Origin of the sequence: Haloarcula sp. CGMCC 1.2071 (assembly GCF_037078445.1) — an archaeon.
GTDB classification, from domain to species: Archaea; Halobacteriota; Halobacteria; order Halobacteriales; family Haloarculaceae; genus Haloarcula; species Haloarcula amylolytica.
Genome location: NZ_JAYMGY010000004.1, coordinates 91,662 through 117,997 on the forward strand (window position 1 = coordinate 91,662; position 26,336 = coordinate 117,997).

The window sequence follows — 26,336 nt, forward strand, 5'->3', positions numbered from 1 at the left end:
CACAGTTCGCTGTGGCCCTTGGACTGGTCCTCTCTATCATTCCGGCGTTACTAACGTGGGTGACCGCTGAAATATATCGATTGACAGTTACTGAAGCAGTTACGTAGCAGATAGTCAAATCGGTGTGAGCGCATAATTCGCCAAGGAAAGAACGGTACAGACCGTTTACGGCCAGTTTTGTGACAGTCCCGGTACGGACGAGAATTGCGGTCTGTCTCGCCGCGTTAACATGTTAACTCAGCACACTATGTAGTCGGCGAATCTACGATAATCTGTTATGCAGAACACGGCTACACGGAGGCGCGTTCTCGGCGCGCTCGGTGCCGGTGTTGTCGGGCTCAGCGGCTGTGTCAGTGACGACTCATCCATGACTGAACAGGACGATTCGGACGGCGGCACGACGGACAGTGGCACGAACGGCGAATCGGGCGGCAGTGGTTCGGCACAGACCGTTAGTATCGGGGTCCTTCAGCCCCGCGCTGGTGACCTGAAGTACTACGGCGACCAGTCGCTGTGGGGGTTCCTCTCCGGGCTGGCGTACAAGGGTGATACCGATCCGCCGACAGACCCCGGCAGCGGCGAGGTTACGATCACCGCCGGTGACACAGAGTATCGCCTGCTCATACGGGACACCGAGTTCTCGGCGGACACGGCCCAGACGGCGGCGACGAACCTCGTCGAGAACGAGAGCGTGGACATGCTCGCCGGCTGTGCGTCCTCAGCAGTCGCCAGCCGCGTCGTCACGACGGTCGTCAATCAGGCGCAGGTCCCCATCATGCTCGGTCCGGCGGCGTCGGCCGACATCACGTCCAACTCCGAGACCTGTAGCGACCTCGTCTACCGAGCGAGCGAGAACACCGCGATGGACGCCCGCTCGGGCGGGAAGTACGTCGCCAGAGAGACGGACGTATCGAGCGTCTATCTGTTCGGCGCGGACTACAGTTTCGGCCGCGCGGTCGTCAACAACTACCGGGACGTACTGGAAGCCGAAGGCGTCGAGATCGTCGGCGAGCGATTCGTCGAACAGGGATACGCCGAGTGGGATGGGCTGCTGGACAATGCGGAGGTGGCCGGGGCCGAGGGCGTCGTCGGCGGGTTCACCGTCGCGACGCTCCCGGCGATGTTCAACGCCTTCCTCTCGGGCGATTACTCCTATCGGGTGTTCGGGGGGTTCGCCACCCGAATCACCAACAACGTCGTCGGCGGGACGATGCAGAGCGTGCTCGGCGAACCGCTGACCGAGGAGAAAATCAGGGACTCACAGCTCGGGCCGTTCACGACGCGCTACCACTGGAACCAGTACGACAACCCGATCAACGACGCGTTCGTCGAGAGCTACACCAACGCCTATGGCGTCGTCCCGGACCTCTTCACCGCGGGGACGTTCACGGGCGCGTCGGCGATTCACCAGGCGGTTCAGGAGAGCGGGTCGACCGGGGGCGCGGATATCGCCGACGCCCTGAAGGGGATGACCGTCACCGACACGCCGAAAGGCGAGAACGGCTACACCTTCCAGGAGTACAACAATCAGGCGCAGTCGGCGATGACCGTCGCGAACCCGATACCGACGACCGACGAGTGGGCCGACAACTGGGGAGCCGCGATTATGCCCGGCGAGCCGCTCGCCCGCATCAGCGCCGACGAGACGACCATCCCACAGGACAGCGACCAGATGGGCTGTTCTCTGTAGGCATGCTCAGAACACAGAGACTGACAAAGGAGTTCGGGGGACTCACCGCCGTCGACAGCGTCGACTTCGAGCTTGAAAACGAACTCTGCTCGCTCATCGGCCCGAACGGGGCCGGCAAGACGACGTTCTTCAATCTGCTGACCGGGAGCCTCTCGCCCACCGAGGGCACAGTCGAACTCCAGCGCAACGGGACCTGGCAGGATATCACCGACGCCTCCCCCCACGAGACGGCCAGCAAGGGTATCCACCGGTCTTACCAGGTGACGAACGTCTTCCCCAACAGCACGGTCTTGGAGAACGTCCGGGTCGCCGAGCAGGCCCACAGCGACGACGCCACGACGTTCTGGCGCAACGTCGACCACTATGAGGAGTTCACCGAGCGCGCGTGGGACATCCTCGACCGGGTGGGGCTCTCCCATCGGGCCGACGACCTCGCGAGCACGCTGAGCCACGGCGCAAAGCGCAAGCTCGAAGTCGCTATCGCGCTGGCCGGCGACCCCGCGGTCCTCCTGCTCGACGAGCCGAACGCGGGCGTCTCCTCGGAGAGCGTCGACGAAATCAGGGACCTCATCGAAGCGGTCGCCGAGGACTACCCGGTCCTGCTGGTCGAGCACAACATGGACATCGTGATGGGCGTCTCCGACCGCGTGGTTGTGCTCCATCAGGGTGCGGTCATCGCTGACGGGCCGCCGGCCGACGTGCGGGCCAATCCCGACGTGCAGTCGGCGTATCTCGGCGGCTACGAACCGGGCAGCCTGGACGATGATACCACTGCGGCCGGGTCCGACCCGGACTCGGAGGAGGGGACGGCGTGAGCCTGCTCGAACTCGCCGGCGTCCACACGTACTACGGCGACAGCCACATCCTCGAAGGCGTCGACCTCTCGGTCGAGGAGGGGGAAGTGGTCGCGCTGGCCGGCCGCAACGGCGTCGGCAAGACGACGACGCTCCGAACGATTCTGCAACTGACGCCGCCCCGCGAGGGGTCGATAACGTTCCGCGACGAGTCGCTGGTCGGCCTGGAGACCCACGAGGTCGCCGCTCGGGGACTGGGCTGGATTCCCGAGGACCGCCGGATATTCGGCCAGCTCACCGTCGAGGAGAACCTCCGGGCGGCGATACCGAACCCGGATGACGTGAGCGATGGCCTCCGCCTGGCCTTCGATTCGTTCCCAATCCTCGAAGAGCGGCGGGGGCAGGAGGGAGGCACGCTGTCGGGCGGCCAACAGCAGATGCTCGCCATCGCCCGCGGGCTGGTCGGCGACAACGACCTGCTGCTGGTCGACGAACCGAGTGAGGGGTTAGCCCCCCAAATCGTCGCCGACGTGGCCGAGGCGCTGTCGAAAGCAAGTGAGGATGTGACGATGCTGCTGGTCGAGCAGAACCTCCCGCTCGCGCTCGACCTGGCCGACCGGTTCTACATCCTCGACAAGGGCCGCGTCGTCGACGGCGGCGACACGGCGGCGGTGACGGCCGACGACGAGCGGTTCAGGAGGTATCTGTCGGCATGATACTCGAAGCGCTCGTGGAGTTCCTGACGCTCGGCGAACTCGGCGGCGTCATCGTCAACGGGCTCGCCAAGTCGGCGCTGTACGTGATGATTGCCAGCGGTCTGACGCTGATTTTCGGCCTGATGGGCGTGTTGAACTTCGCCCACGGGTCACTGACGATGGTCGGGGCGTACCTCGGCGGCCTCCTGATGGTCGTCACAGTCACCGGTGGGACAGCGCCGCTGACCCGCCTCGGCCTGTTCTTCGTCGCCATCGTCGTCGTGTTCGCGCTGTTGACGGTGCTGGGCGGTGCAATCGAGACGACCATCATCCGGCCGCTGTACGACCGGCCGCCGATATACCAGATTCTCCTGACCTTCGGGCTGACGCTGGTCATCGAGGAGGTCGTCCGCATCGTGCTAGGAATTTATGACCTCCAGCCGCTGTCGGACTGGCAGGCCGCGCTGGCGACCAAGCCGCAGTTCCTCCGGGAACCGGTCGCGCTCGGCCCCGTCAGCGCCGGGTGGATGTCGCTGTTCCAGATACTCCTTGGAACTCTCACGGTGGTCGGCATCTGGGCGTTCCTCACCAAGACCCGCTACGGCCTGTACATCCGCGCCGGCAGCGAGGACACAGAGATGGCGTCAGCGCTGGGCATCGACGTTCGGCAGGTGTTCACCGTCGTGTTCGCGCTGGGTATCGGCCTGGCCGGCGCGGCCGGAACACTGCTGATGTGGGACCCGACGTGGGGCGCGAGCGTCCCGCTGGCGGCCGAGACGCTGCTGCCGGCGTTCATCGTCGTCATCGTCGGCGGCCTCGGGACGTTCCGGGGCACCGTCGTCGCCGCGCTGGTCGTCGGGATGGCCGACGCGGTGACGACCTGGTGGTTCCAGAACGTCATCGAGTTCACGGGCCTGCCGGAACTCGTGCTGTTTCTGGTCCTCGTGGTGACACTCATCGTCCGCCCGCAAGGGCTATTCGGCGTCGAGGAGGTGGGGGGCCATTAGCGCCGAACCCGAGGCTGACGCCGAGGCGGCGTCCGAGCCACAGGCCCCCACGACTGTTGAGACGGGCTGGCCCCGCGAGTACCTGCGGGACCACACCGCTCACATCCTCGTTATCGCCCTGCTGGCGCTGTACCCGCCGGTGTATCACACGCTGTTGAACTCGCCTGTCGGTGCCGAGACGCAGATGCTCCTGCCGACCGTGGAGACGATGGTCGGCGTCCTCTATTTCGGCCTGTTCGCCATCTCCTTTGACTTCATCAGCGGCTACACCGGTTACCTCTCCTTCGGTCACGCGGTGTTCTACGGCACCGGGGCGTACACGGTCATCCTCATCGCCAACGGGAAGGTCCCGCTCCTGGGTCCTGGGACGCCGTTCATGCTGTCACTGCTGGTCGGCGGTCTCATCGCTATCGCCCTGGCGATGCTGGTCGGGCTGGTGTCGTTCCGGCTGTCGGGCGTGTACTTCGCGATGATTACGCTCGGCTTCGCGCAGGTGTTCTACGTGTTCGTCCGCGGCTGGGACTACGTGGCGACCAATCCCCGGGACGGCCCCGCGGTCGGGCCAAGCCACGCCGAGGGGTTCCAGATCAGAGTCCCCGGCATCGACCAGCTATCGCTGTCTATCGGCGTGCTCACCGGCGACGAGGTGGCCCTGCTGGGGTCGACGCTGTCCGGGACCGAGGTGTCCTACTACATGATCGGCCTCGTCGTCCTGGCCTGTTACTTCGCCATGCAGCGCGTCATCCACTCCCCCTTCGGCCGGGTGATGATCGCTATCCGGGAGAACGAGGAGCGCGCCGTCGCAATCGGCTACAACACCTACTGCTACAAGCTCGGGGCCTTCGCCATCAGCGGCTTCTTCGCCGCCGTCGCCGGCGGCCTGTTCGCCGGCTTCAAGCGCTCGGCCAGCCCGGAGAACTCCTTTTACTTCCTGGTGACCGGCGACGCCCTGCTGGCGAGCATCATCGGCGGCTTCGGGACCCTTGCCGGCTCGCTGTACGGCCACCTGTTCGACGAGACGGTTCGGGAGTTCCTCTCGAAGGCCGGGCAGGGCGGCGGGCTGTTGCCCTATCTCCGCGCGCTGCTGGGCCAGGAAACGCTGGACGCGACGCTGGTCGGCGAGACGACTATCGGCGGCCTCATCGACCTGCTGTTGAACGGCCACGCGAGCCTCTACGTCGGTATCGTGTTCGTGCTGTTCGTCCTCTACGTCCCTGACGGCCTGCTGGGGACGCTGCGGGCGCGTCTCGGCGGGACGTTCGCCGAGGCGCTGCCGGCGAAACTCTGGGATGATTCGGAATGACGAAACCAGTGAAAACGACCGTCGAACCGCCAGACCGTACGACAACTTGGGCGTGGGGCGGCCGCTTCCGACCCGGCTACCCCACGGCGGTGCATCGCCAGCGAAACGACACGCAGTGTGACAACCCGAAGGGGGAGCCAGTAGAGCAATGAGCGCGGAACCGGACCACTTGAAGGATATCCAACCAGAACCAGCCAGTATGCAATACGCGACCAACGACGGGGTCTCGCTCGCCTACGAGCGCGAGGGGCCGTCAGACGCCGAGACTGTGGTCTTCGTCGAAGGCATCGGCTACGGCCGCTGGATGTGGCTGTGGCAACAGGAGGCACTCGTCGACGAGTACCAGACAATCGTATGGGACAACCGCGGCACCGGCGATTCGGACGAACCCGAGGGACCGTACACGATGCGCCAGATGGCGAGTGACCTGGAGGCCGTACTCGACGACGCCGACATCAAGCAGGCCCACATCGTCGGGGCCAGCATGGGCGGGATGATCGCCCAGCAGTACGCGCTGGAGTACGACCGGGCGCAGTCGCTGACGCTCATGTGTACCTCGCCGGGCGGGCTGGAAGCCAAGGCGGTCCCCGAGGAGACCCAGCAGCGGATGTTCAACGTACCCGAGGACCTCGACGAGCGCGAACTCCGGCGGTACAAAATGCAGCCCGCGCTTTCGGATCGGTTCATGGGCACCCACGAAGACCTCATCGAGCGCATCATCGACTGGCGCATCGACAGCGACGCCAGCGACCAGGCCCTCGAATGGCAAGGCGCGGCCGTGCAGGCCCACGACGTGTCGGAACGACTTGGAGAGATCACGGCCCCGGCACTTGTCATCCACGGGACCGCTGACGAGGTCGTCCCCTACGAGAACGGGAAACTGCTGGCGCGGGGCTTGCCAAACGCCGACTTCGTCACTGTCCACGGCGGTCCGCACCTGTTGTTCATCGAGGAGTACGACCGCGTCAACACACAGATACGGGAGTTCATCGACGATGTCTGAGGGGCTGGCACAGGAGTGGGTCGGTGCCTGGAGCGAGCGCCGGGCCGCGCTCACGCCGGACCGCGAGGGATTGGTGGATGCGACCACCGGCGAACGATTCACGTACGCCGAATTGGACCGGCGAGCGAACCGGACTGCTCGGCTGCTCCGGCAGTACGGCGTCGGCGCGGACGGAGACGACGCCCGCACTGCGACGGACGCCACGGCGGCAGCCGGCACCGTCGCCGTCGTCTCGCGGAACCGCCCCGCCGTCGTCGACTTATTCTTCGCCACCGGCAAGACCGGGAGCCGACTGGCCCCGCTGTCCCACCGGCTTGCGTCCCCGGAACTCGCCGACCTCCTCGACCGCGTGGACCCCGAACTCCTCGTCGTCGAGGCCTCCTTCGCAGGAACTGTCTCGGCCGCCCTGGAGACAGCCGACGCGACGAGCCCCCAACTCATCCATCTCGAAACCGAAACGACGGAGTCGTCCGCTTTCGCCACTCTCGACAGCACGCCCTACGCTTCGGCCCTCCCCGTGGACGACTCATCCGTCGAAACGGCGACACCGACTCCCGGCGACACGCACCTCCTCCTGCACACCGGCGGGTCGACGGGGACGCCCAAGGAGACGGAAATCACGCATCGCGGCATCGTCTGGAACTCCCTGAACACGATTACGGCCTGGGGGCTGCGCGAGGACGACGTGACGCCGATGGTGTTCCCGATGTTCCACACCGGGGGCTGGAACGTCCTCACCGTCCCGCTGTGGCACATGGGCGGAACGGTCGTCATCGCCCGCGAGTTCGACCCCGGCGACGTGCTGGAGACCATCGACACCGAGGGCGGGACCGTCCTCGTCGCCGTCCCCGCGGTGTTGCGGATGATGGCCCAGCACGACCGCTGGGCGGAGACGGACCTCTCGACGCTGCGCTTTGCCAAGTCCGGCGGTGGCCCCTGCCGCAAGAGCGTGATGGAGGCGTGGTGGGACCGTGGCGTCGACCTCTCACAGGGGTACGGCCTCACCGAGTGCGGCCCGAACAACTTCGCGATGCCGGAGGGCTGGCCCCGAAAGAAGGCCGATTCCGTCGGCAAGCCGGCGATGCACGTCGACGCCAGAGTCGTCGAACCCGACGACGGTGACAACGGCGATGGTCCCTCCGACGCGCGAAAGACGGTCGACCCCGGCACCGTCGGCGAACTCCAGTTGCGCTCGCCCCACGCCGCGACGGGCTACCTCGACAACCCCGAGGCCACCGCCGAGACGTTCGGCGACGGCTGGGTGTCGACCGGCGACCTCGCCCGCGCCGACGCGGACGGCTACTACTACATCGAGGGTCGCACCAAGCATATGTTCGTCAGCGGCGGCGAGAACGTCTACCCCGCGGAGGTCGAGGACGCTATCGCCGACCATCCGTCGGTCGGTGAAGTCGTCGTGATTCCGGTCCCCGACGGCAAGTGGGGACAGGTCGGGAAGGCCGTCATCGAACCTGCGACCGATAGCACGGCGGGCGGGGCCGGCGACCGGCCGCTGACACTCGACGGCCTCCGGACGTTCCTTGACGACCGACTGGCCCGGTACAAACACCCCCGCGAGATTGCGTTCGTCGAGGCGATACCGACCAGCGGCCCGGACAAGATCGACCGGGGTGCAATCTCGGACCGATTCGGGGCGTAATCCATCAATGCAGGCGTATCTTCAAGAGGGGTGATGCAGTTCCATTTACACAAGATGGCTGACACATATGCGCCGGCGGATTCGATACATGTGTTGCAGGTGGACGACACCCCGCTACTCGACGAGACTGTCGAGTTCCCGGCTGGACGGGACCCGGACTCGCTTACCCTGACTACGACTGACCGGGCTGACAGTGCGCTCGAACACCTCGAAGACAACGCTATCGATGGCATCGTTGCCGCGGACGACCTCTCGGACCGGTCCGGCCGTGCGTTCGTCGACGCGGTCCGCGAGCGGGATAGCAATCTCCCGGTACTGTTGCTGATCGAGTCGGAATCCGTCGCCAGTAACGCGGTCTCGAACGGCGTCACCGACGTTTTCAGCAGAGACACGGCTGTCGAGCGTGGCGACCTCCTCGCCAATCGAATTCGGTTGCTCGTCGAACACCATCAGTCGACAGAAATCGCTAGCCGGACCAGACGGCAACTCACAGAACTGGCGGAACAGTCGAACGAACTGCTGTGGGTGTTCTCCGGGGACTGGACCGAGATACAGTTCGTCAATTCGGCATACGAAACGCTCTACGGCCGCTCCGTGGAGTCCCTGCAGGCTGACCCCGCGGAGTTCATGACCGCGATTCACCACACGGATCAGGAGCGAGTCATGCAGGCGATGCAACGCGTGTCAGCCGGCGAATCGGTCGATCTCGAATTCCGTATTACCAAACCGGATGGCGAACAGCGCTGGGTGCGGGCCGAGGCGCAACCGATTGTCGACGATGGCACAGTCATCAGAATCGTCGGTGCCTCGCGCGACATCACTGAGCGGAAGCGACGCGAGTCCGAACGCGTCACGGAACTGGATAGCCCCGACGCGCCAGTCGATGCAGTGCCGGATCTGTTCTATGAACTCGACGAGAACGGCGATCTGGCTCGCTGGAATGATGCACTGGCGGCAGCCACCGGACACGAAGACGCTGATCTCGCGTCGATGGCTCTGACAGCCCTCTTCGCCCCGTCCGACCGCGAGACGGTTCGCCAAGGCATTGAGACGGCGTTCGAGACCGGTGAGGCGTCGTTCAAAGCCGACCTGCTGACCGCCGACGGAACGACAGTCCCGTACGAATTCACCGGCGGCCGGATAACGGCTGCTGACGGCTCGACGCTCGGCGTGGCCGGTATCGGACGGGAGATCTCTACCCCCGACAGCCGTCAACAGGCCCTTGAACAACAAAACGAGCGCCTCGACGAGTTCGCCAGCGTCGTCAGTCACGACATCCGGAACCCGCTTGACGTTGCCCGAGGCCAGCTAGAACTCGCACAGATAGAACACGACAGCGAGCATCTCGACGCAGTCGAGCGAGCCCACGACCGTATCGGCCAGCTCATCGAGGACCTCCTGTCGCTGGCCCGGAACGGCGAGGCCGCGCTCGACAGCGAGCCGGTGCCGCTCCAGACCGTCGTCGAGCAGTGCTGGCAAACCGTCGAGACCGGCGACGTGACGCTGGAGCTACGGACCTCGGCCGTGGTCCGCGCGGACCCGGGTCGGCTCCGACAACTGTTCGAGAATCTCATCCGCAACAGTGTGGAACATGGACAAACGCCACACACTGAGAAACAGGGAGACACCGGCGAGCAGCGTGTGACAACCTCGATATCACAGTCGCAGGGAGCGGCCACCGACCTGACGATAACTGTCGGCGAACTGGACGACGGCTTCTACGTCGCGGACGACGGCGTCGGGATTCCGGCCGACGAGCGCGAGAACGTGTTCGAGGGCGGCTACTCGCTGGCTTCGGGCCCCGGGTTCGGCCTCCGAATCGTCGATGAGATCGTCGACACCCACGGCTGGTCGATAACGGTTGCAGAAAGCGACGCCGGCGGTGCTCGCTTCGAGATCACCGGCGTCGAATTCGATGCGGCGTAACTGTGCCGCCGTGATATCGGGTGACCACCACGTCACCCGGTGCCGTCCCAGTCAACACCAACAGATGGGGGCTGAACTTACGCTTCGTCGAAGACGGTGTCGCCCTCGACGACGTGCTCTTCGACGGCGTCGAGATCGAGCGTCAGACCGAGACCCGGCTCTTCCGGAATCTCGATGTAGCCGTCCTCGATGACGGTCTCCTCGACGAGGTCCTCCCACCAGCCGAGTTCGTAGGAGTGGTACTCGACGGCCAGAGAGTTCGGGACAGACGCCCCGACGTGGGCGCTCGCCATCGTCGCAATCGGCGAGGAGACGTTGTGCATCGCGACCGGGATGTAGTACTGGTTCGCCACGTCGGCGACCTTGCGTGTCTCGCGCATGCCGCCGACCTTCGGCATGTCCGGCGCGATCATATCGACGGCCTGGTTCTCGATGAGCCGGCGCTCCTCGGTGACGCGGTAACGGTTCTCACCGACGGTGATCGGCGTGTTCGTGGACTTGGTGACCTCCTCCTGCACTTCGAGGTTCTCCGGCGGAACGGGGTCTTCGAGCCACCAGACGTCGTACTCCTCGATGGCTTCGGCGAGACGCTTGCCGGAGCTGCCCGAGAACGTCCAGTGACAGTCGAAGGCCACATCGGCCTCGTCTTTGACCTCCTCCGTGACTTTCTCGACAATCTCGGCCTTGTGTCGAATTTCGCCCGGACGGAGGTGGCGGTTCGCGCGGTCCTTTTCCAGGCCGCTTGGCACGTCGAGGTCGAACTTCAGCGCGTCGTAGCCCAGTTCGTCGACGACGCGGCGCGCCTCCTCGGCGCAGGCGTCGGCGTCGGCCTCCTCTTCGGTGTGACAGTCACAGTACACGCGCATCTCGTCGCGGTACTTGCCGCCCAGGAGCTGGTAGGCCGGCACTTCGAGGATCTTGCCCGCGAGGTCGTGCAGCGCGACCTCGATGCCAGCGATGGCGGTGACGGTGACACCCTCGACGCTCCCCTCGCCGCTCATCTTCTGGATGAGGTGCTCGTAAAGGCGGTCGATGTCGAGCGGGTTCTCGCCGACGACGAACGGCTTCATCCGCTCGATGAGTTCCGGGACGCCCGCGCCCCAGTATGCCTCGCCCGTGCCGACGATGCCCGCGTCGGTGTAGATTCGGACGAGCGTCCACGGGAAGTTCCCGTCGACCATCGTCGTCTGAACGTCTGTAATCTCCACGTCACGGCCGCCACCGCGCTTGGCGGTGACGCCCATCGTCTCCGCAGAGAGCTCCCGCATGGTGTACTCTGCGTTGGGGTCGTGCAGGTCAGCGTAGTCTACGTCGTTTGCCTTTCCCATACCCCTCGCTTGCTATCGGCGTTACAAAAGTGTAGAGGAAATCGGTCTCGCTCTGGCAGGACCGCACAAATCACAATTTGGCTGTCAGCCTTCGTCTGCTTCCGCCTTGGGTGCCTGCTTGACGCTTCCGTCAACCACTGTGGCAGCGCAACCCTTGCGGTCCATATGAAACCGCTGCTGTCAAGTCGTATTCCTTACGCAGAATTTTGAAGTGGGACCGCCGAGCACAATGCCGCGCTGTCGTGCGGTTTCCATGCCCTTCTACCTTTTACACTTACCTGACCTATCATAATTCTATCCATCATCTGAATCGTCGAGCTTATCCAGGTGTTCGCGCCGTGAGGCACCGCGAATAAGCTGTTCCGGCTGGTCGTAGACGCCCTCAATCAACTCCTCGCTCGTGTTCGCCTTCTGAGCGAGATCTGGAGTTGGCCAGCCCTGATCACGATGATGCGTAATCGCACCAGTGCGAATCTTATGTGGACTCCGCGAACTCGGACACTTCGACCCCTGACCATGCTCGCGAGCCTCACACTCCTCCGGGTCTCGGTCATGAGGGCACGGACCGCCAAACTCACACGGCTGGGTCAGGACATACACCCAATTCCGCATCGCAGACTTCGACAGTCTGCCCGTACCCTTCTTCGAACTGAACAACGGCTCACGGTCGTACTCATCCACGACATCTGAACGGTTGACACGGAGATACGCGCGGAGAACATCAGCTACCCAACCGGCGATGTTGATGACACGTTCACCACCGGCCTTGTTCTTCAGCGGCGTTTCAGACTCCGGGCGATGCCGGGGATACAGGAAAGGTAGCGACGCCTCGTCGAGGATGCTCTCGACGACATGAGGAGCGAAGCCCTCACTTTCAAGCTCCGAACGCAGGCGTTGCTTGTCCTCATCATCAAGATATACATCACACAAATCCAGCGACCGGAGCGTACCAACTCTGGCTGTCGTCCGCCACAACAAGAGCATCAGAACATGCTCCCGCGAAGCATATCTGAACTGGTCCAGTTCGTCTATAATCCCCTGAGCCCGGTCGGTGATGAGCTTCGCCGTGTTTACCCGGTCCTCCTTGGAGAGGTCTGGAACCTCCCACGCCCGGAGCACGTCTTCCGACACCGCGTTCAGGTCCCGGCAGTAATCGAACCACAGACGGAGCGTCCCGAACTGGTTGTTCAGCGTGTTCCGCTGCAGGTCCGAATCCCAGCGACGGGCTTCGAACTCTTTTATATCGCGTGTCGTTAGCTCGCTCAGGTCGTCGATGCCAACCTCGTCACAGTACTCCAAGAACGGCTGGACACGATAGCGATACGATTGGGCCGTCGAATCGGCCATCTCCTGCTGTTGCATCCACAGGTCGAATGCCTCGCGCGGCTCGACAGAGTCGAGATCGGCACTGGAATCGACCATGTCACGTAGTTCGTCCAGCAGCTCGTCGGCGTCCGGTTCGTCTTCGCTCACGCCCCGACACCTCCGGCTACTCGACGGCCGAAACAACCAACTGTGCGCTCTATGTGGTCTTGCATGGGTCTCTAAAGTGACAGCGAGCGCGACCAGGGTACCAATCTGACACGCGCTCGCCGTCGAGGGACCCTTCCGGAATCGAACCGGAACGCCACCAGTGAGTCCAACCGACCGAAACCGCCGAGTCGCTACGCTTTGCAACAGCCCCTATCGTGGGTGGCATTACGCGTCATCGACCATCGCCTCCTTCGCATTCTGGAGTCGTCTGAATTCCTCGTAGCTCCCGCCGTGATCCGGGTGAAACTCCTTCGTTTTCTCACGGAACGCCGCTTCCACGACACCGTCAGGGGCGTCCGGAGCGACATCGAGGACCTCGTGTGCCGGTGGCGACGCGGCAATCGTCTCAGTCTCACCGTCACCGGCCGGGAGTCGGGCCGCAGCGAACTCGCTCTCACCAGTCACGACTGCGCGGTTCCCCCGCATCCGGGTCTCATGAACCCACAAGTAGACCTCGCGAACGTTGTCTCGAAGCCGCGAATAGCGGTCACACGCGACAGCGAACTGTTGCCCGTCCTTCGTCCAGCGGAGGACGAACCCCGGATCATCGGGACTAGCGTTGGCCCGTGGCAGCGTGTCCGTCTTCGTATGTGAACTCCCGATAGACGCGCGCCACTCAGACGGGTCGAGGCGGTCCATCTCTGTCGCGAGGTCCTCGGTCGTCTGTGCGAGGGACGCCTCGAAGTTCCGATTCGGTTCACGACGGCGCTCAGGCGTTCTGTCGAAGCCCGGGGGCCAATCGATGGCCGTCACGCCGATGCACCTCCCGACTCACGCTGGTCGTCGGCCGGGTCGTAGACCGTCGTCACCCGGTCCATGTCGGGCGCTCGGCACAGTTCGTTCGTCCCGTTGTCGGCGTAGAAGTGGCTGAACTCGGCGTTGCAGTCAGAGCAGATGACGACCTCGGGGTTCTGGTATTTCAGGTCACCATCGCAGTCGGGACAGATGACGAACGAGCCGTCGGCGTAGTGTTTGGTCTCTGTGGCCGTCGGCGTACCACCGTCAGCTACCAACTCCTCATCGGTGAACCGCTCGCTACAGCACAGCAGCGCCGGACCGCGTGAACGGTACCGTGCGCCACAGATACAGTAGTGCCAGCGGTCGTCGTCACGCTTGCGGAGTCGCGCCGCGGCCTCAGCCCAGGACTCGCCGTCGGCGACGCCGATGTCCTCAATGTCGCGCAGTCCGATGCTGTCGGGACACTCGTCGCTGTCGGTGGTTTCACTCATGCTTGCTCCAGAAATCGCTCAGTCGTCAGCGCGTCCGCGCTGTGGCCGCAGGGATCGATGGACGTCCGGTCATCTGCGGCAAGCCCGTCGACGGGCGTGCCACAGAACGGACAGGTAATGTTTACTTTCCACTTAGTAGCCTGTTCATAACGGCCTGAATCGTGCGGGAGGCTTTTGTCGCCCCCGTGTGTTGCGTTCATCACGGTTGCTCCTGCAACCGACGCGACACCCGTGCTGGTGACACGGTGTCGCACTCCGTTTTCCAGAGTGCTACAACCCTGAGGGAGCGTCGCGTCGACCGTAGTGTCCAAATGATTTCCCACGGATATTAGTCTTTGGGGAAATGATTGGACAGTATGTCTAGATTTATGGACAATATGGGTGATTCCGAAGAGGGTTTTAGATGGCTCTTCGGGGATGGACCTATGTCTCGGCACCGAGCAAATTGGATGACAGGCAGCGATGATGCCATCCTGGAATTTTTGAAAGACACCGGTGCCGGTCACAACTATCAGGGAATCGCAAACAATTTCGAGGATAGAGGTATCGAGATCTCGTATAAAACTATTACTCGAAGATTGCCAAAACTCGAAGGTGCAGACCTTGTACGTATTCTTCCCGGGAAGGGGAAATATTACGCTATCACCGAGCGCGGCGAGGCATATCTTGATGAGGAAGCCGATCTCCGTGACGAGCCAGATCCATCTGAATAAGGTGGCTTTATCAGTCATGCATCTGCACCCCCGAGCGGGCAATCGGTCGTTATCGTCACCCCCCACTCCCACGGCGACCGATTCCCGTTCTCCCAATCCCCATTCCTCCCGCGCTGGTTGACCTGCCCCTCCGCCAGATACCGCCTCAGCGAGAGTTTGCGACTGTCGTCGCGACGGTCTAACCACAACACGTTTTTGCCAGAGCCACCCACCTGACGAGACGATGCAAACAGACGGGGTGGCTGTTGGTCTACGGCTTGTCGAACTGGTCGCGCTTTTAATACCAGCGGTCGCAATTCTACTCCAGTTCGTCGTAAACACCATTTTCGAACATAGTGATGAACCATTCGTGGGGGCCGCACGACTCGGATTCGGCCTCCTCACCGGATCGATTGTCGTACTGGCAGCAGTCGGTGTGAACACACTCGGCGACCTCAGCGAGCGTACTGGTGCGGAGTGGATTATCCCGCGACTTGACTCGTTGCTGATTGCAGTATGGGCGCTGATGGTTGGAAGCGGCTTTTTGCTGTACCATCTGTACAGGCTTGGTCGACCGAGCGAAGGTTCTAATGAGGAGGCCAACGAACCTCCAAGAGGAATCGAATAATGTCGGCGGCCGACCTCAAAAAGCGACTGGAACCGCTGCTTTTGCCCCTCCAAATAGCTGTATTTCTGGCCGTCGCCTATGCGTTCATCAATCTCAATATTGGCGACAATGTCGGTCTGCCATCCGGCGGGACAGTCACAGCGATGTCGGCAGTTGTACTCTCGGTGGTGCTGATGTACGCGCTGGAAATTCTCATCGCCAAATCGTAGTACAGATTTTCTGGCCTGTGGGACCTCTGCTGAAATAGACTGTGGGCTGAATAGCCGCTTCCAACAACCCCATCCCGCCAACGGCTGAACGCTTATCCCACTGATACGGCAATTAGAGGTATGACCGGTTCGACGCGTGAGGGAGACATCCACGAGGACGAAATCCGGATGTGGCGAGAGGGAGACTGGTGGGTAATCACCCACATCGAAACCGGCGTCACCACGCAGGGCGACACCCGCGAGCATGCCCTGGAGATGCTCGACGACGCGGTCGCGCTTCACAAGGGGGAAGCCGGCCACGAACCCACCGACGAGGAACTCCAAGAGATGGGTCTCGATCCCAACGCGTAGTGACTCTGCGTCTCGTTTCGGACTCACAAGCCGGCCGCTCACTGAAACCCCTCCAGCGAGAGCGTCGTCGTGCCGCGGAGATAGCGGCGGTAATCCGTCTGGTCCCACCCCAGCGGGCGAAGCACACTCTCACCGGCCCGAAGCGCCAGCGTCCGGTAAAACTCGGTATCGTACTCACCGAGGGACTCGTGAGCTAACTGTACTCGCTCTTTCGAGCGGCGGTCGTCGTCGACGACGACATACTCGACATCCTGCCCGGGATGGCGAGGGAGTCCCTGGTCCTTCGCTCGCTGGAGGGCCGCGACGGTCTGCGTTCGCTGGTCGTAGTCCTCGACTGCCTTGGAGACACGCTTTCGAATCAGTAGATCCTGCGGGTCGACGTTGCCCGCTTCGAGCGCCTGGATGCCGCGATACAGCCGCTCGCAGACGGCCTCTGGCGACTGGTCACGGTCGAGTGTCCAGATGAGGTCACGCTGGAGCGCCTCGACAAACGCCGGGGTGCTCCGCTGGACCGCCTCGATGCCTTTCGTGACGAGCTCGTCCGCACCTGCCACGCGACCGAAGTACTTCGTGAGCGCCCCCGCCTCGGAATCACTGAGCGGGACGAAACAGATCCAGTCGTACCGGTCCTCCAACTCCAGTGGGATGGACTCCCGCTCGGAAATGCGGTCACACAGCTCCGGAATGAGCGTCTGGGGTTCGCCCTCGACGGGCTGGACCCAGAGACTGTCGACAATGCCGTGAACGACCCGCCAGCCGCCCGCTTCGAGCGTCTCTTTGGCGTTCAGCAGAATCTCGCGGGCGTAGGCGTTGATCGCCTCGTGACACTCGATCCGGCCGAACTTGGCGTTCCGATACCCCTGGTAGCCGAAACAGCTGACCAGAATCCACTTCAGCGCATCCGACCGCGCCTGGAGGGCTTGCCGCTGCTTCGAATCACTCGTCGACGCGATCTCCGACTTGATATCGGCACGGTCATCGATAATCGGACGGAGAACCTCAGGAATGAACCCGTCCCGGTCACAGATACTGTACCCGATGCCGGGCACGTCCTCGGTGTCGTGACAGTCACAGCAGACCGTCTCCGGACTGATGTTGTATTCACACATGATGTTCGGGTACAGTGACCCGAAGTCGATCTGGACGACGTCCTCGTGCATCCCTACGTCCGGTGCGAAGGTGAAGCCGCCACGGTCGGCCTCGTGAAGCGTCGCGACCGTTTTGAACTGCTCCGGTTCCCACTTGTTCCACGGAATCAGTACGTCGCGTTCGAGCGCTTTGCGGACCTGAATCGCCGTCAGTATCGTTCCAATCGATCCCCAGGCGGTCTCCTGAAGCGGCCGCCAGGACCGTTCGACGAGGTCGAGCAGACCCGGGATGCCGGACTCGTCTAAGAGGAACGAGTTGGCCTCGTCGACGACGGCCCGCCCCGGCACGCGATAGCGAGCCGGCGAGTGCCCGACCTGCCCGTAGCTCTCGTAGGTGCTGGCTCCGGCAAGCTTCTCGTAGCCGTCCGCCCGACCGAGCCGAAAGTCATCGAGCCCCTGCTCACTGGCCTGTTCGTGACAGAACGGAACGATTCGGGCTGTCGAACAGCACAATACGTCAGGGTCCACAGTTCGCAACCGCTCGTCGAGCGCCCCGAGAACCGCCGCCGGGCTGTCTCCGAGCTGGCTCCCGTCGACGGTCAGCGCAGTCACGTCCTGGTCACGGAGCGCGGTCTCCGAGATACCGAGCTCCAGTACGCGGAGGTCCCGCTCCGGAACCGGGGAGGTGGCCGTCTCGACGCAGTACCGGAACTGCGGCGCGAGGTCAACATTGAACAATCGGAACGCTCCGGGATGGAACTGCTCTATTTCGTACAGCCGTCGGATTTCGTGGGCCAGTGTTCGAACCTCAGTCGCCCGCTCAAGACCGACACGAAGGACTGTTGATTTCGTCTCCGAACCCAACGAGGTGAACCACTCGTCGTATCGTGTGCTGGTGACCTTCGGGTCTGATTGAAGCCGATCCCGGAGCCCATCCAGATTATCGCCGGATACCATCAACGCGGGCTCGTAATCGGTATTGAGCCGACGCTCGATCCCATCGTTGGTCGCGTGCCACTTTCGAACTCCTTCTGCTCGAAACTCGCAGGTGAGCAGTGGCATGGTTCAGTCCTGAACCTCCTCACGAAGTGTTTGAATTTCCTGCTGTTGGGCGACCAGCACCGACAGAAGTACGGCGAACTCGGGATCAGTACTGTTGAGGTAGCCAGCGGCGTCGGCGTGCTGTTTCGCCTCCGCAAATATCTCATCGAAGGCCGGTTTGTACTCTCGCCGCAGCGCCCGCCGAAACGGCTGACATCGATCCTCGAAGCGACCGAGGAAGTCCCGATAGGTCGGGTTCGTTCGGCCCATCAGGCACCTCCCAGCACGGCCGGCGTGATCGGACCGATTCCTGCGGTGTCGGCCTGCTCTTCGGCAACGCCGAGCAAGTCAACCCAGTAGGGAATCGTCGTTTGCCAGTACCCATCCGCCCAGTAGACGGTCGTCTCATAATCCTCTCCGACGAAGCGATAGCCCATCGGCGTCCGCTCGCATTCGTACGACGTAGCGACTCGCTCCGATACTATCTCAGTGAGTTCATCTCCGGCCGCATCGGTCACGAGCACCGGAATCTCGTACACAGCTGCCACCTCGGAGAGCGCGTCGAGGACTGCGTTGAGCATCGGTTCGGCCTCGTGAGCCGGTACGTCGTCGTCACGGTACAACGACGCCAGATTCGGCAGTATGACACACCCTGTCCGCGCGGAGGCTTGCTTGATAACGCGTCGGACTATCTGGAAGTGCTGGTAGGCGGTAAAGCCCCTCGCAAGGCGAATCCGCCGTAGAATACGCCGATGGGGAGCCATTTCGTGGAGCGTGTACGAGGAACTGGTGTTCCGGGCATCCACCCAGTACGCGACACCGTCGGCCTGCTGGACCGTATCGAGGGCCAGCTGGTGAATCGCTGTTGACCGGGCGTCCGGTGTCTCCAACAGCGTCAGGCCCGGTTCCAGGTCGGGCAAACTCGCATCTGGGCTGGCCTGGGGAACGCGCTTCATGCCTCCCCCTCGATCTTCTCGATTCCTAACCCCAGCAGCGATTCGACCAGCCACTCGGGCACCTCGGGCTCGGCGAGAAGATCGTCGGCGACTACGCTTGTCGAGACCAGCGTGGCGACGGCTTCGCCGTCGACGCCGAACTCCCATGACTCGTCACGCTTGACTTCAATCCGACTGTTGTACTCGGGGTCGCTGTAGTAGATGTACAGTTTCGTGTCTTTGCCGTCGATGGTCTCGCTCTCGACTCGATCAGGCGCTTGTGTACGCGGCATACTCGTGGCGACGATGTGGTATGTAAAAGGACTGGGGCGCGGGTGAACGGAAATAGTTTTCAGCCATATTTGTTTGATAGGAGTGTGTTTGATATGCCCGAAACCCTTGAATATAGCCGATGAACGGAAGATGAACGGAAGTGATCGGAAGTACCGCCGTCTGGTGGTTTTGAAATGAACGGTTCTATTGTAATCTCTATTTCGTGATTAGAGTCGCTTGCTGAATATAGAGGATGTAGTCACTACCGGAAATCTTGTTATTCACTACGAGAATAAGATATTAATATCAAATGGGTAGGCCCACAGACCCGAAAAAAGAAGCCATCGTACAGGGAGAGTTCCACGGTTCGAATAAGGATGCAAATACTCTCCTCGAAAGGAATCTGGAGGAATGGGATACTCTTCTCGTAGAAGGAAGGGAGCCAGTGTATAGCCTTCAAAACTCCAAATTTGGATTCGAATATTATGCCATTGGGGCGATGTTCCTCACAACCGCAGAACGATACTTTCACGAGGTCAGTGATAAACTCGGCATAGCACAGCAAGATCCTGTTGATGAAGCTGAAATTGATTCAAATAAGCGTATTGATGCAGAACATAGAGAGATTTGGGGTTTTACTGATAGATCGCTTCGATGGACTTTGCTACTTTTTGCAGCACTCGGTTCAATTGTTATCTTAATACAACCCGAGGAGTTCGTATATCTATCCGACAAGAGTTTTCCCTGGTTCTTCTACCAGCAGTGGCATTCATATCTGCTATTCTTCCCCGTCCTGCCCGGATTAGTCCATATATTCACTGTAGTCAACCCGACTAACTCCAGCAAAAGAAATCAAGTGATGGTTGAGAATATCGTTGAATATACAACAGAGAAGGATTACGACAAGGCGCTGATTCTTGTAGGTGAGATGCATCGTGAGGGGATTGTTAAGCGACTCGAAGAGCAGGGCTGGGACATCGAAAGTAATCAGACACACAGCCAACTCGGAACAAGACTTTCTTCGATCTATAATCTGTTTGGCGATTGGAGGTGACCGACTCGCGCTGTGTATTCAGCACCGATACGACAAACTATCATCAACCATGGATTACCGCAGAATCAAAGAAACGAGGATCAGACCAACGACCGGTACGACTTCCCGCGACCGTTCCCGTCGTCGTCGATGAGATTATACTGTTTCAGGCTTCGCAGATACCGTCGCCGCGTCGGACGTGCCTTTGACGAATCGCTCTGATCTTCGTAGCGAGCGTGCAACGTCCCGGCATCAATCTCGCCAGCCTGCCGAATGATCCGGAATAGAAGTCGCTGATGTGTCCCGAGAGCACGAATCTTCCGCTGTGTAACCTCCCGTTGTGCGTCGTCGGCGATCGCGTCGACAACCTCCGTCGTCAGCTCGCGCATCTCGTTGTCCTCGACGTAGGCGGCGGCCTGCCGCAGCAGGGCGATACCATTGCGTGCATTCCCGGCAGCAATGTCTGCGATGTACGCGACCGCGTTGTCGTCGACACGTGAAGACACCAAACCGTGGTTCACACGAGCATCAAGGATGTCTACGAGCTCAGCATGACTATACTTATTTAAGCGGATGACTGGGGCAGCGCTCAGCCGAGAATACACCCGTTCGTCGAGGTCTGCCAGCCACTCGTCCTCATCGGTTGTGATACAGATGATAGAGACGCCGGGAATCTCGTAGAGGACATACAACGGCCGTTCGTCCATCACGGAGACTTCGTCGAGAATCACAATGATCCGGTCGTCAGATTCTCGAAGTCGGTCGACGGCTACCGAGGTCGGTGTCCCCTCGCGGCGAAGATCGGCCCCGAGTCCCACATCGCGAACGATTTTGTGCATCACGGCGGCATCCGTATTGTCGCTCATTCCGTTTACGTAGGCCCACCGGATACCGAGATGCTCGGCTTCGAGCTGACCGAGCGTGTACTTCGCGACTGTCGTCTTACCGGCTCCACTCGGTCCGAAAATGAAGACATGGTCGCCCCGATCCAACGTCGACGGCGTGAGTTGCGAAGACAGATGGTCGATCTGGCCCTCGCGATGGTAGAGGTCGCGTGGCACGAACTCCGGGCGAAGTGCTCTGGCGTCGGTAATCATTGTGTTTCGGATGGTCAACAGAGACCACTAAAAGAGCGAGCCATATCCGGAGTGAAAGTGAAAGTGAAAGTGGAACAAGGACATTCGATAATATTATTGTATTTATTATATTTTCAATGAAAACCTCACTCACCAAAATGCCAATATTGTAAATAAATCTTCAAATACATGTATCTGTGAGGAAAATATATATACCTACGAGATAGGATGAAAGGTGACAAAGGGTCAACGAATGAACCATATAATAAATTAAATAACGCATATACTGGAAATAGTTTGTCGAACGGAAAAACATCCAGTCCAGGCAATCCAAAATGGGTGTTTGAAACCGGTGGCGATGTGAAATCATCACCGACAGTAGTTGACGGAACAGTATACGTAGGAAGTCATGATAACAAGCTATATGCTGTGGACTCAGTAGAGGGAGGGAAAAAATGGAGCTTCAAAACTGGTGGTGAAATACTGTCTTCACCAATGGTCTCTGATGGCACAGTTTACATTGGGAGTGGAGATAACAATTTGTATGCAGTTGATACTGAAAGTGGTGAAAAGCGATGGCAATTCCAAGCTGATGATGAGGTCAACTCATCACCATTAGTACTGGGCGGAACTATTTACGTTGGCTCAAGCGATGGAAATCTATATGCGATAAGCGAGGAGAGTGGTGAGGAACAGTGGCGTTTCGAAACTCATAGAAGTGTGATTTCATCGCCGGTGGTTTCAAATGGGAATGTCTATTTTGGAAGTGAAAACCTATACGCAGTTGATATACAAGACGGCAGTGAGCAGTGGCGTCTAAGTATCCCCGGGTACGTTTATTCATCTCCCACCGTAGTAGATGGGACCGTTTATGGCGGATGTAATTCCGGCGTGTATAGTGTTAATGCACAATCTGGGGAAGAACAGTGGACATTTGAAATCGATCATGTGGTAAATTCGTCAGCCACATACTTTGACGGAACGGTTTATATTGGGAGTTACGTGGGTAATCTGTATGCTATCGATGCTGAATCCGGTGCTGAACAGTGGCGGTTTGAGACTGGCGTTGAGGTGTTCTCATCACCATCTGTAGCAAATGACACCGTCTATTTTGGAGAAAGTAGTGCTGGTAAATTATATGCAGTAGACGCGATGAACGGAGAAGAGCAATGGCAGTTTGAAGCGAAGTACTTCTTCGAATCGTCACCAACAGTGGTGGACGGAATTGTCTATATTGGGTGTAATAATGGCAACTTATATGCTGTTGAAACAGAACATTCTGAAGATAGTTCTGGCTCTAGAGTGCGTCTTAGTGCCCTTGGACATCACTCCAGCGGGAATAAAAGGAGGGGTCAAACTGCAACTCCAACGCCCGTTAATACCAAATCAGCCACTGGAACGCCATCACAAACTAGCTCATCAACAGAGACGTCTTCACGAACACCGGTTAGAACACCAACAGCGACACATACTGAATTACGCCGCCGACTTCAGAAAGGAACACAAGTCAATTCTGGTATAATTAATGGGAAACGCTACCGTGTGTTGCAAAACATTCCGCAAGAGAATACCGACCGCTATGCGTTCACAACAAAGAGATATCGGCTGTTAGGCCCTGATCAGGCTTTGGATGTTGCAACTAGTTATACGTTTGAGGAGTTATACAGTTACAGCGCTCAGCGAAGACTCAAGCTATCCAACAAAAATTATGAGAGTTTTGAAAATCTTGAACAGATGGCCCGATTAGCCAATATTCTTAGCGAATTGAGTGGTGCACTTGCGTTAGCCAATATTGATCCACTTTCATCAGCTATTTCAACAGCTGATGCTATCGGGAGTGCAGTTAATTGGGCAACAACAGAGATTAATGATCCATACAGACGCCAGTTTGCAGCCAGCACAGCAAGCTCCTCAACACTGCTCTGGGCTGATGAGGCAGTCCCCAATCCTGATGGATCCTTCTCACAGTTGCCGAAGGACGCAATCAGGACTAGCCAGACGATGCTGGAAGTTGGTGCAGCTATTGGAGCAGTATCCAATCTTGCGCAATCAGCAAGCACCGTTCGAAAAATCATCACAAAAGCAGATACAATTACGACAAATGTGTCATTGAGCGGATCGTCTGTAAGCAGCCTTCGGACAGCAGGGTACACCGCGGTAGTCGGTTTGGCAGTAGGAGCGGCAGTTGAAAGTGTCTCGAATGTTGCAGAGTCTCAAGCTCGCCAGAGTGCCTTGGGAAAAGGACTCACATCTGCCCAGCGTCCCCTATTGAATGAAATATTGTATTTAGAACAAGTTCTTGAGAGTAGTAAACTCGGTCCAATGGGGATTCTCAGACTCCAAGCGATGTCGCAAACAGCGTACCAACTTGGCGCAGCAGCATGGTTAGGAATTGGGCATATGCAGCAACAGTTATCTGATGGATTGCTAGGGATTGGCTACGATGCATTACTTAATACCGACAGAGCGGCTGAACAATTCATTCAAACCGGACGCAACCTTGAGAATCTAAGCCACCTAACAATTGCACAGACTGGCCGCACATTTCATTTGGCTCGTGATCGCTACAACAATTCATTGAATAAAGAGATTCACGGTAAGCAGTCAATTTTCCCCGAAACATGAAAGAGAACCCAAATACAGTTGACAACAATGAGAACCATATGGAGTCAGACGATCGCCATATCTCACGCCGGGCACTACTCGCCGCTGGCGGAGTCACTAGCGTTGTCGCAGCATTAGGCGCTGTTACATTAATTTCGGACTCTGACAGACAATCGAACGAATCAATCAAAAACCAAACCCAATCCAGCACTCCTGTAGAATCTAGTACAGATTCTCTTTGGAGCCTCGGTCAAGACGTGACAGTAGAAGCCCCAGTATCTCGCACGGCCCGTATGCCGGATTTTGATTATACACCAGTTGATGTGCAATCCGAGGAGGCCAAGGTATCGAGATCAGTCTATCGAGTGCAAGCTACCCCATCCGATGAAAAGAATGGTGATCGAGTCATACTCCACGTGGACGCTGACGCCTTGGATGATATTACTGAGCTACTACGTATTCTTTGGACTGATGGTGAATCATTTGCAGAATATGAGACAAAAGTTGCAAACCAATCAATCCGATTTTCAATATATGATGGCCCTGTCACTGTGGCATTCGGCCCGTTGACGTATGAGAAGGGTGAAGCAAATAAACTTCTCATTGCTAGAGGGAAAACATTGGATGACACACAACATCTTATTGACGATTTCAGTAGGTTCTATATGAACAAGTCAGATTGATATTTTTGTCTTTCTGAAGGTATCGAGCGTTTATATTCTATACCAGTGCTTTACGACTTCTCAGACAAGTCGATATTCAGTCAGATGAGGTTCGACCTTCCATGACGGCAGAAAGAATGTGGGACTTAGTTATACGACTGGCTCCTCATGCTTGAGAACAATTAGGTGGAAGAGGCATTTTCTACAAAGACCAGCGTCACCGGGTAAGTCCGAAAGGGATGAACCAATTTTCAATCCCATATCTTCGCCACACCGGATACAAACCAGATCATTAAGATTCAGATTTTCAGCTTCAAACTCATCTAAAGATGTCCTTTCTGGATTCCTGGGGTCGAAATACTGACTCCATTTCCCATTGAGGTTGCTCATCTGTTTTTCGAGACTCTCCAGATGGTCGAGTTTATCATGGAGAAGACCGTCATCTATCTCTTCTTCTTGAATGTGTTCAGGATAGGTCTCATAGTCCATAAGAAATGTTTTGTTGGCCCCGGATTTAGCAACTTCTCGCATATAATCGTCGTAAACCCCATCAAATCGGTCTGTAATTGGCCCGTAGTCTATACCATAATTCTGAATTTCCGCTCGTGCATTGTGGACAAAGAGGGCAGCCCCGGTGTAGTTACTTTCGTCAATTGCTCCATGTGCGTCTGAGAGTTCGGTTTTTGCATAATTGTGGCCTTTGGAGGGTTCTGACATAAATGAGTTCTACCCTTAGAAATATTCTACAGGTTCATATATTTACTGAGGACTGCTACGTTCAGCAAATCCTGAATTGAATCGATTGCTTAGAATGACGACTTGTATAACAAGTCGTAACAAACAGCCCGATTTTCACTCGAAACCCGGTGTGTCTACGCACTGTTCACGCCGTCCGCAACCACTATCCTAACGGAAACTAAAGTAATCGTAATGCGAATAGAAGCCACCGACGGGAACGAACACAAGGTCTGGCTCACCGACAGCGAGATCGAGGACCTCCGCCGAGCCACGAACAGCCAGCGCGACGACCTCATTATCCAACTGGGCGCGTTCGTCGGCCTGCGCGCCTTCGAGATTCCGCAGGTCCGTCCCGTCGACGTGAAGGCGACCGACAGCGGACAGTACCGCCTCCGCGTCCGCGCTGGGAAGGACACGGCGGGCAACGGTGGGAAGCCCCGCGACGCCTACCTCCCCGACAGCGTCGAGCGCGACCTCCAGCGTTACCAGAACGAGCACAACATCGCGCCGAAAGACCCCTTTATCGATCTGAAACAGCCCAGCGTCCGCGCGGTCGTCCGCCGCACCGCTGCCCGAGCTGCGGAAGCGACTGGCGACGACGACTTCGAGAAGGTGAGTACGCACGATCTCCGCCGCCGGTTCGCCCAGCGCCTTCTGGTCGACGAGCAGGTGAACCCGCGCGTGGTGATGGCCGTCGGCGGCTGGGACTCCTTCGCCGCTATCGAACCCTACCTGAACGCTCCGAGTGAGGACGTGATCGACGACGCGTTCGCAGAAATCGGCTACTGACAGTTTGCGAATAACCTCTACGGGGAAGTGATTAGCTCAGAAAACGAATCAA

General features: G+C 59.1%; 27 protein-coding genes. 16 read left to right on the plus strand and 11 right to left on the minus strand.

Translation table 11 applies throughout. The features are described 5' to 3' along the window. The first annotated feature begins 277 nt into the window (after window positions 1-277). The 8 genes from VI234_RS10680 (at window position 278) to VI234_RS10715 (ending at window position 10,075) form a co-directional block, all read left to right on the plus strand. Complete coding sequence (locus tag VI234_RS10680; protein WP_336329970.1) at window positions 278-1,690, plus strand: ABC transporter substrate-binding protein; 1,413 nt, start codon at window positions 278-280, stop codon at window positions 1,688-1,690. A gap of 2 nt (window positions 1,691-1,692) precedes the next feature. Next, the gene (locus VI234_RS10685) at window positions 1,693-2,505 is read left to right on the plus strand and encodes an ABC transporter ATP-binding protein (RefSeq protein ID WP_336329971.1); all 813 of its coding nucleotides are present in this window, start codon (window positions 1,693-1,695) and stop codon (window positions 2,503-2,505) included. Continuing rightward, complete coding sequence (locus VI234_RS10690) at window positions 2,502-3,200, plus strand: ABC transporter ATP-binding protein (RefSeq protein ID WP_336329972.1); 699 nt, start codon at window positions 2,502-2,504, stop codon at window positions 3,198-3,200. Before VI234_RS10685 ends, VI234_RS10690 begins: the two co-directional genes overlap by 4 nt. Further along, the gene (locus tag VI234_RS10695; RefSeq protein WP_336329973.1) at window positions 3,197-4,186 is read left to right on the plus strand and encodes a branched-chain amino acid ABC transporter permease; all 990 of its coding nucleotides are present in this window, start codon (window positions 3,197-3,199) and stop codon (window positions 4,184-4,186) included. The genes VI234_RS10690 and VI234_RS10695 overlap by 4 nt, the downstream gene beginning before the upstream one ends. Window positions 4,187-4,325: 139 nt before the next feature. Then, the gene (locus VI234_RS10700) at window positions 4,326-5,489 is read left to right on the plus strand and encodes a branched-chain amino acid ABC transporter permease (protein ID WP_336329974.1); all 1,164 of its coding nucleotides are present in this window, start codon (window positions 4,326-4,328) and stop codon (window positions 5,487-5,489) included. A 148-nt stretch (window positions 5,490-5,637) separates the two neighbouring features. Further along, on the plus strand, window positions 5,638-6,492 hold the full coding sequence (locus VI234_RS10705; RefSeq protein ID WP_336329975.1) for an alpha/beta fold hydrolase: 855 nt from the start codon (window positions 5,638-5,640) through the stop codon (window positions 6,490-6,492). Then, window positions 6,485-8,149 (plus strand): AMP-binding protein, encoded by a 1,665-nt coding sequence (locus tag VI234_RS10710; RefSeq protein ID WP_336329976.1) that lies wholly within the window; start codon window positions 6,485-6,487, stop codon window positions 8,147-8,149. Before VI234_RS10705 ends, VI234_RS10710 begins: the two co-directional genes overlap by 8 nt. Window positions 8,150-8,203: 54 nt before the next feature. Next, a complete protein-coding gene (locus VI234_RS10715) occupies window positions 8,204-10,075 on the plus strand; it encodes a PAS domain S-box protein (protein WP_336329977.1) in 1,872 nt (623 codons plus the stop codon). Window positions 10,076-10,152: 77 nt separating this feature from the next. Here the strand turns inward: VI234_RS10715 and VI234_RS10720 are convergent, their stop codons facing one another. From VI234_RS10720 to VI234_RS10740, 5 genes are all read right to left on the minus strand, one after another. Continuing rightward, entirely contained in the window at window positions 10,153-11,403 is a 1,251-nt protein-coding gene (locus VI234_RS10720) for a mandelate racemase/muconate lactonizing enzyme family protein (protein WP_336329978.1), read from the minus strand. A gap of 294 nt (window positions 11,404-11,697) precedes the next feature. Beyond that, a complete protein-coding gene (locus VI234_RS10725) occupies window positions 11,698-12,876 on the minus strand; it encodes a tyrosine-type recombinase/integrase (RefSeq protein ID WP_336329979.1) in 1,179 nt (392 codons plus the stop codon). Window positions 12,877-13,101: 225 nt separating this feature from the next. Further along, a complete protein-coding gene (locus VI234_RS10730; protein WP_050037893.1) occupies window positions 13,102-13,689 on the minus strand; it encodes a J domain-containing protein in 588 nt (195 codons plus the stop codon). Beyond that, window positions 13,686-14,165, minus strand: a complete 480-nt coding sequence (locus tag VI234_RS10735; RefSeq protein ID WP_336329980.1) for a hypothetical protein — start codon at window positions 14,163-14,165, stop codon at window positions 13,686-13,688. The genes VI234_RS10730 and VI234_RS10735 overlap by 4 nt, the downstream gene beginning before the upstream one ends. Then, on the minus strand, window positions 14,162-14,365 hold the full coding sequence (locus tag VI234_RS10740) for a hypothetical protein (RefSeq protein WP_336329981.1): 204 nt from the start codon (window positions 14,363-14,365) through the stop codon (window positions 14,162-14,164). Before VI234_RS10740 ends, VI234_RS10735 begins: the two co-directional genes overlap by 4 nt. A gap of 249 nt (window positions 14,366-14,614) precedes the next feature. On the opposite strand from VI234_RS10740, the gene VI234_RS10745 reads away from it, so the two are divergent. The 4 genes from VI234_RS10745 (at window position 14,615) to VI234_RS10760 (ending at window position 16,045) form a co-directional block, all read left to right on the plus strand. Continuing rightward, complete coding sequence (locus VI234_RS10745; RefSeq protein ID WP_336329982.1) at window positions 14,615-14,878, plus strand: winged-helix domain-containing protein; 264 nt, start codon at window positions 14,615-14,617, stop codon at window positions 14,876-14,878. A 223-nt stretch (window positions 14,879-15,101) separates the two neighbouring features. Beyond that, complete coding sequence (locus VI234_RS10750) at window positions 15,102-15,485, plus strand: hypothetical protein (RefSeq protein ID WP_336329983.1); 384 nt, start codon at window positions 15,102-15,104, stop codon at window positions 15,483-15,485. Further along, window positions 15,485-15,694 (plus strand): hypothetical protein, encoded by a 210-nt coding sequence (locus VI234_RS10755; RefSeq protein WP_336329984.1) that lies wholly within the window; start codon window positions 15,485-15,487, stop codon window positions 15,692-15,694. Before VI234_RS10750 ends, VI234_RS10755 begins: the two co-directional genes overlap by 1 nt. Before the next feature lie 120 nt (window positions 15,695-15,814). Further along, window positions 15,815-16,045 (plus strand): type II toxin-antitoxin system HicB family antitoxin, encoded by a 231-nt coding sequence (locus VI234_RS10760; protein ID WP_336329985.1) that lies wholly within the window; start codon window positions 15,815-15,817, stop codon window positions 16,043-16,045. A 38-nt stretch (window positions 16,046-16,083) separates the two neighbouring features. Here the strand turns inward: VI234_RS10760 and VI234_RS10765 are convergent, their stop codons facing one another. The 4 genes from VI234_RS10765 to VI234_RS10780 are packed head-to-tail and all read right to left on the minus strand — an operon-like array spanning window position 16,084 to window position 19,402. Further along, complete coding sequence (locus tag VI234_RS10765) at window positions 16,084-18,195, minus strand: type B DNA-directed DNA polymerase (protein WP_336329986.1); 2,112 nt, start codon at window positions 18,193-18,195, stop codon at window positions 16,084-16,086. Between the two features lie 3 nt (window positions 18,196-18,198). Next, the gene (locus tag VI234_RS10770) at window positions 18,199-18,444 is read right to left on the minus strand and encodes a hypothetical protein (RefSeq protein WP_336329987.1); all 246 of its coding nucleotides are present in this window, start codon (window positions 18,442-18,444) and stop codon (window positions 18,199-18,201) included. After that, on the minus strand, window positions 18,444-19,130 hold the full coding sequence (locus tag VI234_RS10775) for a hypothetical protein (protein ID WP_336329988.1): 687 nt from the start codon (window positions 19,128-19,130) through the stop codon (window positions 18,444-18,446). Before VI234_RS10775 ends, VI234_RS10770 begins: the two co-directional genes overlap by 1 nt. Then, on the minus strand, window positions 19,127-19,402 hold the full coding sequence (locus tag VI234_RS10780; protein ID WP_336329989.1) for a hypothetical protein: 276 nt from the start codon (window positions 19,400-19,402) through the stop codon (window positions 19,127-19,129). The genes VI234_RS10775 and VI234_RS10780 overlap by 4 nt, the downstream gene beginning before the upstream one ends. Before the next feature lie 290 nt (window positions 19,403-19,692). On the opposite strand from VI234_RS10780, the gene VI234_RS10785 reads away from it, so the two are divergent. After that, on the plus strand, window positions 19,693-20,436 hold the full coding sequence (locus tag VI234_RS10785) for a hypothetical protein (protein ID WP_336329990.1): 744 nt from the start codon (window positions 19,693-19,695) through the stop codon (window positions 20,434-20,436). Window positions 20,437-20,516: 80 nt separating this feature from the next. On the opposite strand, the gene VI234_RS10790 is transcribed toward VI234_RS10785, so the two are convergent. Next, on the minus strand, window positions 20,517-21,512 hold the full coding sequence (locus VI234_RS10790; RefSeq protein ID WP_336329991.1) for a Cdc6/Cdc18 family protein: 996 nt from the start codon (window positions 21,510-21,512) through the stop codon (window positions 20,517-20,519). Window positions 21,513-21,719: 207 nt separating this feature from the next. On the opposite strand from VI234_RS10790, the gene VI234_RS10795 reads away from it, so the two are divergent. Further along, on the plus strand, window positions 21,720-24,116 hold the full coding sequence (locus VI234_RS10795) for an outer membrane protein assembly factor BamB family protein (RefSeq protein ID WP_336329992.1): 2,397 nt from the start codon (window positions 21,720-21,722) through the stop codon (window positions 24,114-24,116). After that, window positions 24,113-24,778: a hypothetical protein gene (locus VI234_RS10800; protein ID WP_336329993.1), complete on the plus strand. Its 666-nt coding sequence runs from the start codon at window positions 24,113-24,115 to the stop codon at window positions 24,776-24,778. Before VI234_RS10795 ends, VI234_RS10800 begins: the two co-directional genes overlap by 4 nt. A 129-nt stretch (window positions 24,779-24,907) precedes the next feature. On the opposite strand, the gene VI234_RS10805 is transcribed toward VI234_RS10800, so the two are convergent. After that, on the minus strand, window positions 24,908-25,474 hold the full coding sequence (locus VI234_RS10805) for a hypothetical protein (RefSeq protein ID WP_336329994.1): 567 nt from the start codon (window positions 25,472-25,474) through the stop codon (window positions 24,908-24,910). A 213-nt stretch (window positions 25,475-25,687) separates the two neighbouring features. Here VI234_RS10805 and VI234_RS10810 point away from each other — a divergent pair, with 213 nt between their 5' ends. After that, window positions 25,688-26,284 carry a site-specific integrase gene (locus VI234_RS10810; RefSeq protein WP_336329995.1) on the plus strand — a complete coding sequence of 199 codons (597 nt, stop codon included), beginning with the start codon at window positions 25,688-25,690 and terminating at the stop codon, window positions 26,282-26,284. Window positions 26,285-26,336 lie beyond the last annotated feature (52 nt).

Excerpts from the sequence above, each read along its gene's own strand:
- VI234_RS10720 (WP_336329978.1), bottom strand. The coding sequence starts at position 11,403 with ATGGGAAAGGCAAACGACGTAGACTACGCTGACCTGCACGACCCCAAC.
- VI234_RS10810 (WP_336329995.1), top strand. The coding sequence starts at position 25,688 with ATGCGAATAGAAGCCACCGACGGGAACGAACACAAGGTCTGGCTCACC.
- VI234_RS10755 (WP_336329984.1), top strand. The coding sequence starts at position 15,485 with ATGTCGGCGGCCGACCTCAAAAAGCGACTGGAACCGCTGCTTTTGCCC.
- VI234_RS10795 (WP_336329992.1), top strand. The coding sequence starts at position 21,720 with ATGAAAGGTGACAAAGGGTCAACGAATGAACCATATAATAAATTAAAT.
- VI234_RS10800 (WP_336329993.1), top strand. The coding sequence starts at position 24,113 with ATGAAAGAGAACCCAAATACAGTTGACAACAATGAGAACCATATGGAG.
- VI234_RS10710 (WP_336329976.1), top strand. The coding sequence starts at position 6,485 with ATGTCTGAGGGGCTGGCACAGGAGTGGGTCGGTGCCTGGAGCGAGCGC.
- VI234_RS10780 (WP_336329989.1), bottom strand. The coding sequence starts at position 19,402 with ATGCCGCGTACACAAGCGCCTGATCGAGTCGAGAGCGAGACCATCGAC.
- VI234_RS10740 (WP_336329981.1), bottom strand. The coding sequence starts at position 14,365 with ATGAACGCAACACACGGGGGCGACAAAAGCCTCCCGCACGATTCAGGC.
- VI234_RS10805 (WP_336329994.1), bottom strand. The coding sequence starts at position 25,474 with ATGTCAGAACCCTCCAAAGGCCACAATTATGCAAAAACCGAACTCTCA.
- VI234_RS10790 (WP_336329991.1), bottom strand. The coding sequence starts at position 21,512 with ATGATTACCGACGCCAGAGCACTTCGCCCGGAGTTCGTGCCACGCGAC.
- VI234_RS10685 (WP_336329971.1), top strand. The coding sequence starts at position 1,693 with ATGCTCAGAACACAGAGACTGACAAAGGAGTTCGGGGGACTCACCGCC.
- VI234_RS10735 (WP_336329980.1), bottom strand. The coding sequence starts at position 14,165 with ATGAGTGAAACCACCGACAGCGACGAGTGTCCCGACAGCATCGGACTG.
- VI234_RS10775 (WP_336329988.1), bottom strand. The coding sequence starts at position 19,130 with ATGAAGCGCGTTCCCCAGGCCAGCCCAGATGCGAGTTTGCCCGACCTG.
- VI234_RS10765 (WP_336329986.1), bottom strand. The coding sequence starts at position 18,195 with ATGCCACTGCTCACCTGCGAGTTTCGAGCAGAAGGAGTTCGAAAGTGG.
- VI234_RS10695 (WP_336329973.1), top strand. The coding sequence starts at position 3,197 with ATGATACTCGAAGCGCTCGTGGAGTTCCTGACGCTCGGCGAACTCGGC.
- VI234_RS10785 (WP_336329990.1), top strand. The coding sequence starts at position 19,693 with ATGGGTAGGCCCACAGACCCGAAAAAAGAAGCCATCGTACAGGGAGAG.
- VI234_RS10715 (WP_336329977.1), top strand. The coding sequence starts at position 8,204 with ATGGCTGACACATATGCGCCGGCGGATTCGATACATGTGTTGCAGGTG.
- VI234_RS10680 (WP_336329970.1), top strand. The coding sequence starts at position 278 with ATGCAGAACACGGCTACACGGAGGCGCGTTCTCGGCGCGCTCGGTGCC.
- VI234_RS10760 (WP_336329985.1), top strand. The coding sequence starts at position 15,815 with ATGACCGGTTCGACGCGTGAGGGAGACATCCACGAGGACGAAATCCGG.
- VI234_RS10750 (WP_336329983.1), top strand. The coding sequence starts at position 15,102 with ATGCAAACAGACGGGGTGGCTGTTGGTCTACGGCTTGTCGAACTGGTC.
- VI234_RS10705 (WP_336329975.1), top strand. The coding sequence starts at position 5,638 with ATGAGCGCGGAACCGGACCACTTGAAGGATATCCAACCAGAACCAGCC.
- VI234_RS10770 (WP_336329987.1), bottom strand. The coding sequence starts at position 18,444 with ATGGGCCGAACGAACCCGACCTATCGGGACTTCCTCGGTCGCTTCGAG.
- VI234_RS10745 (WP_336329982.1), top strand. The coding sequence starts at position 14,615 with ATGACAGGCAGCGATGATGCCATCCTGGAATTTTTGAAAGACACCGGT.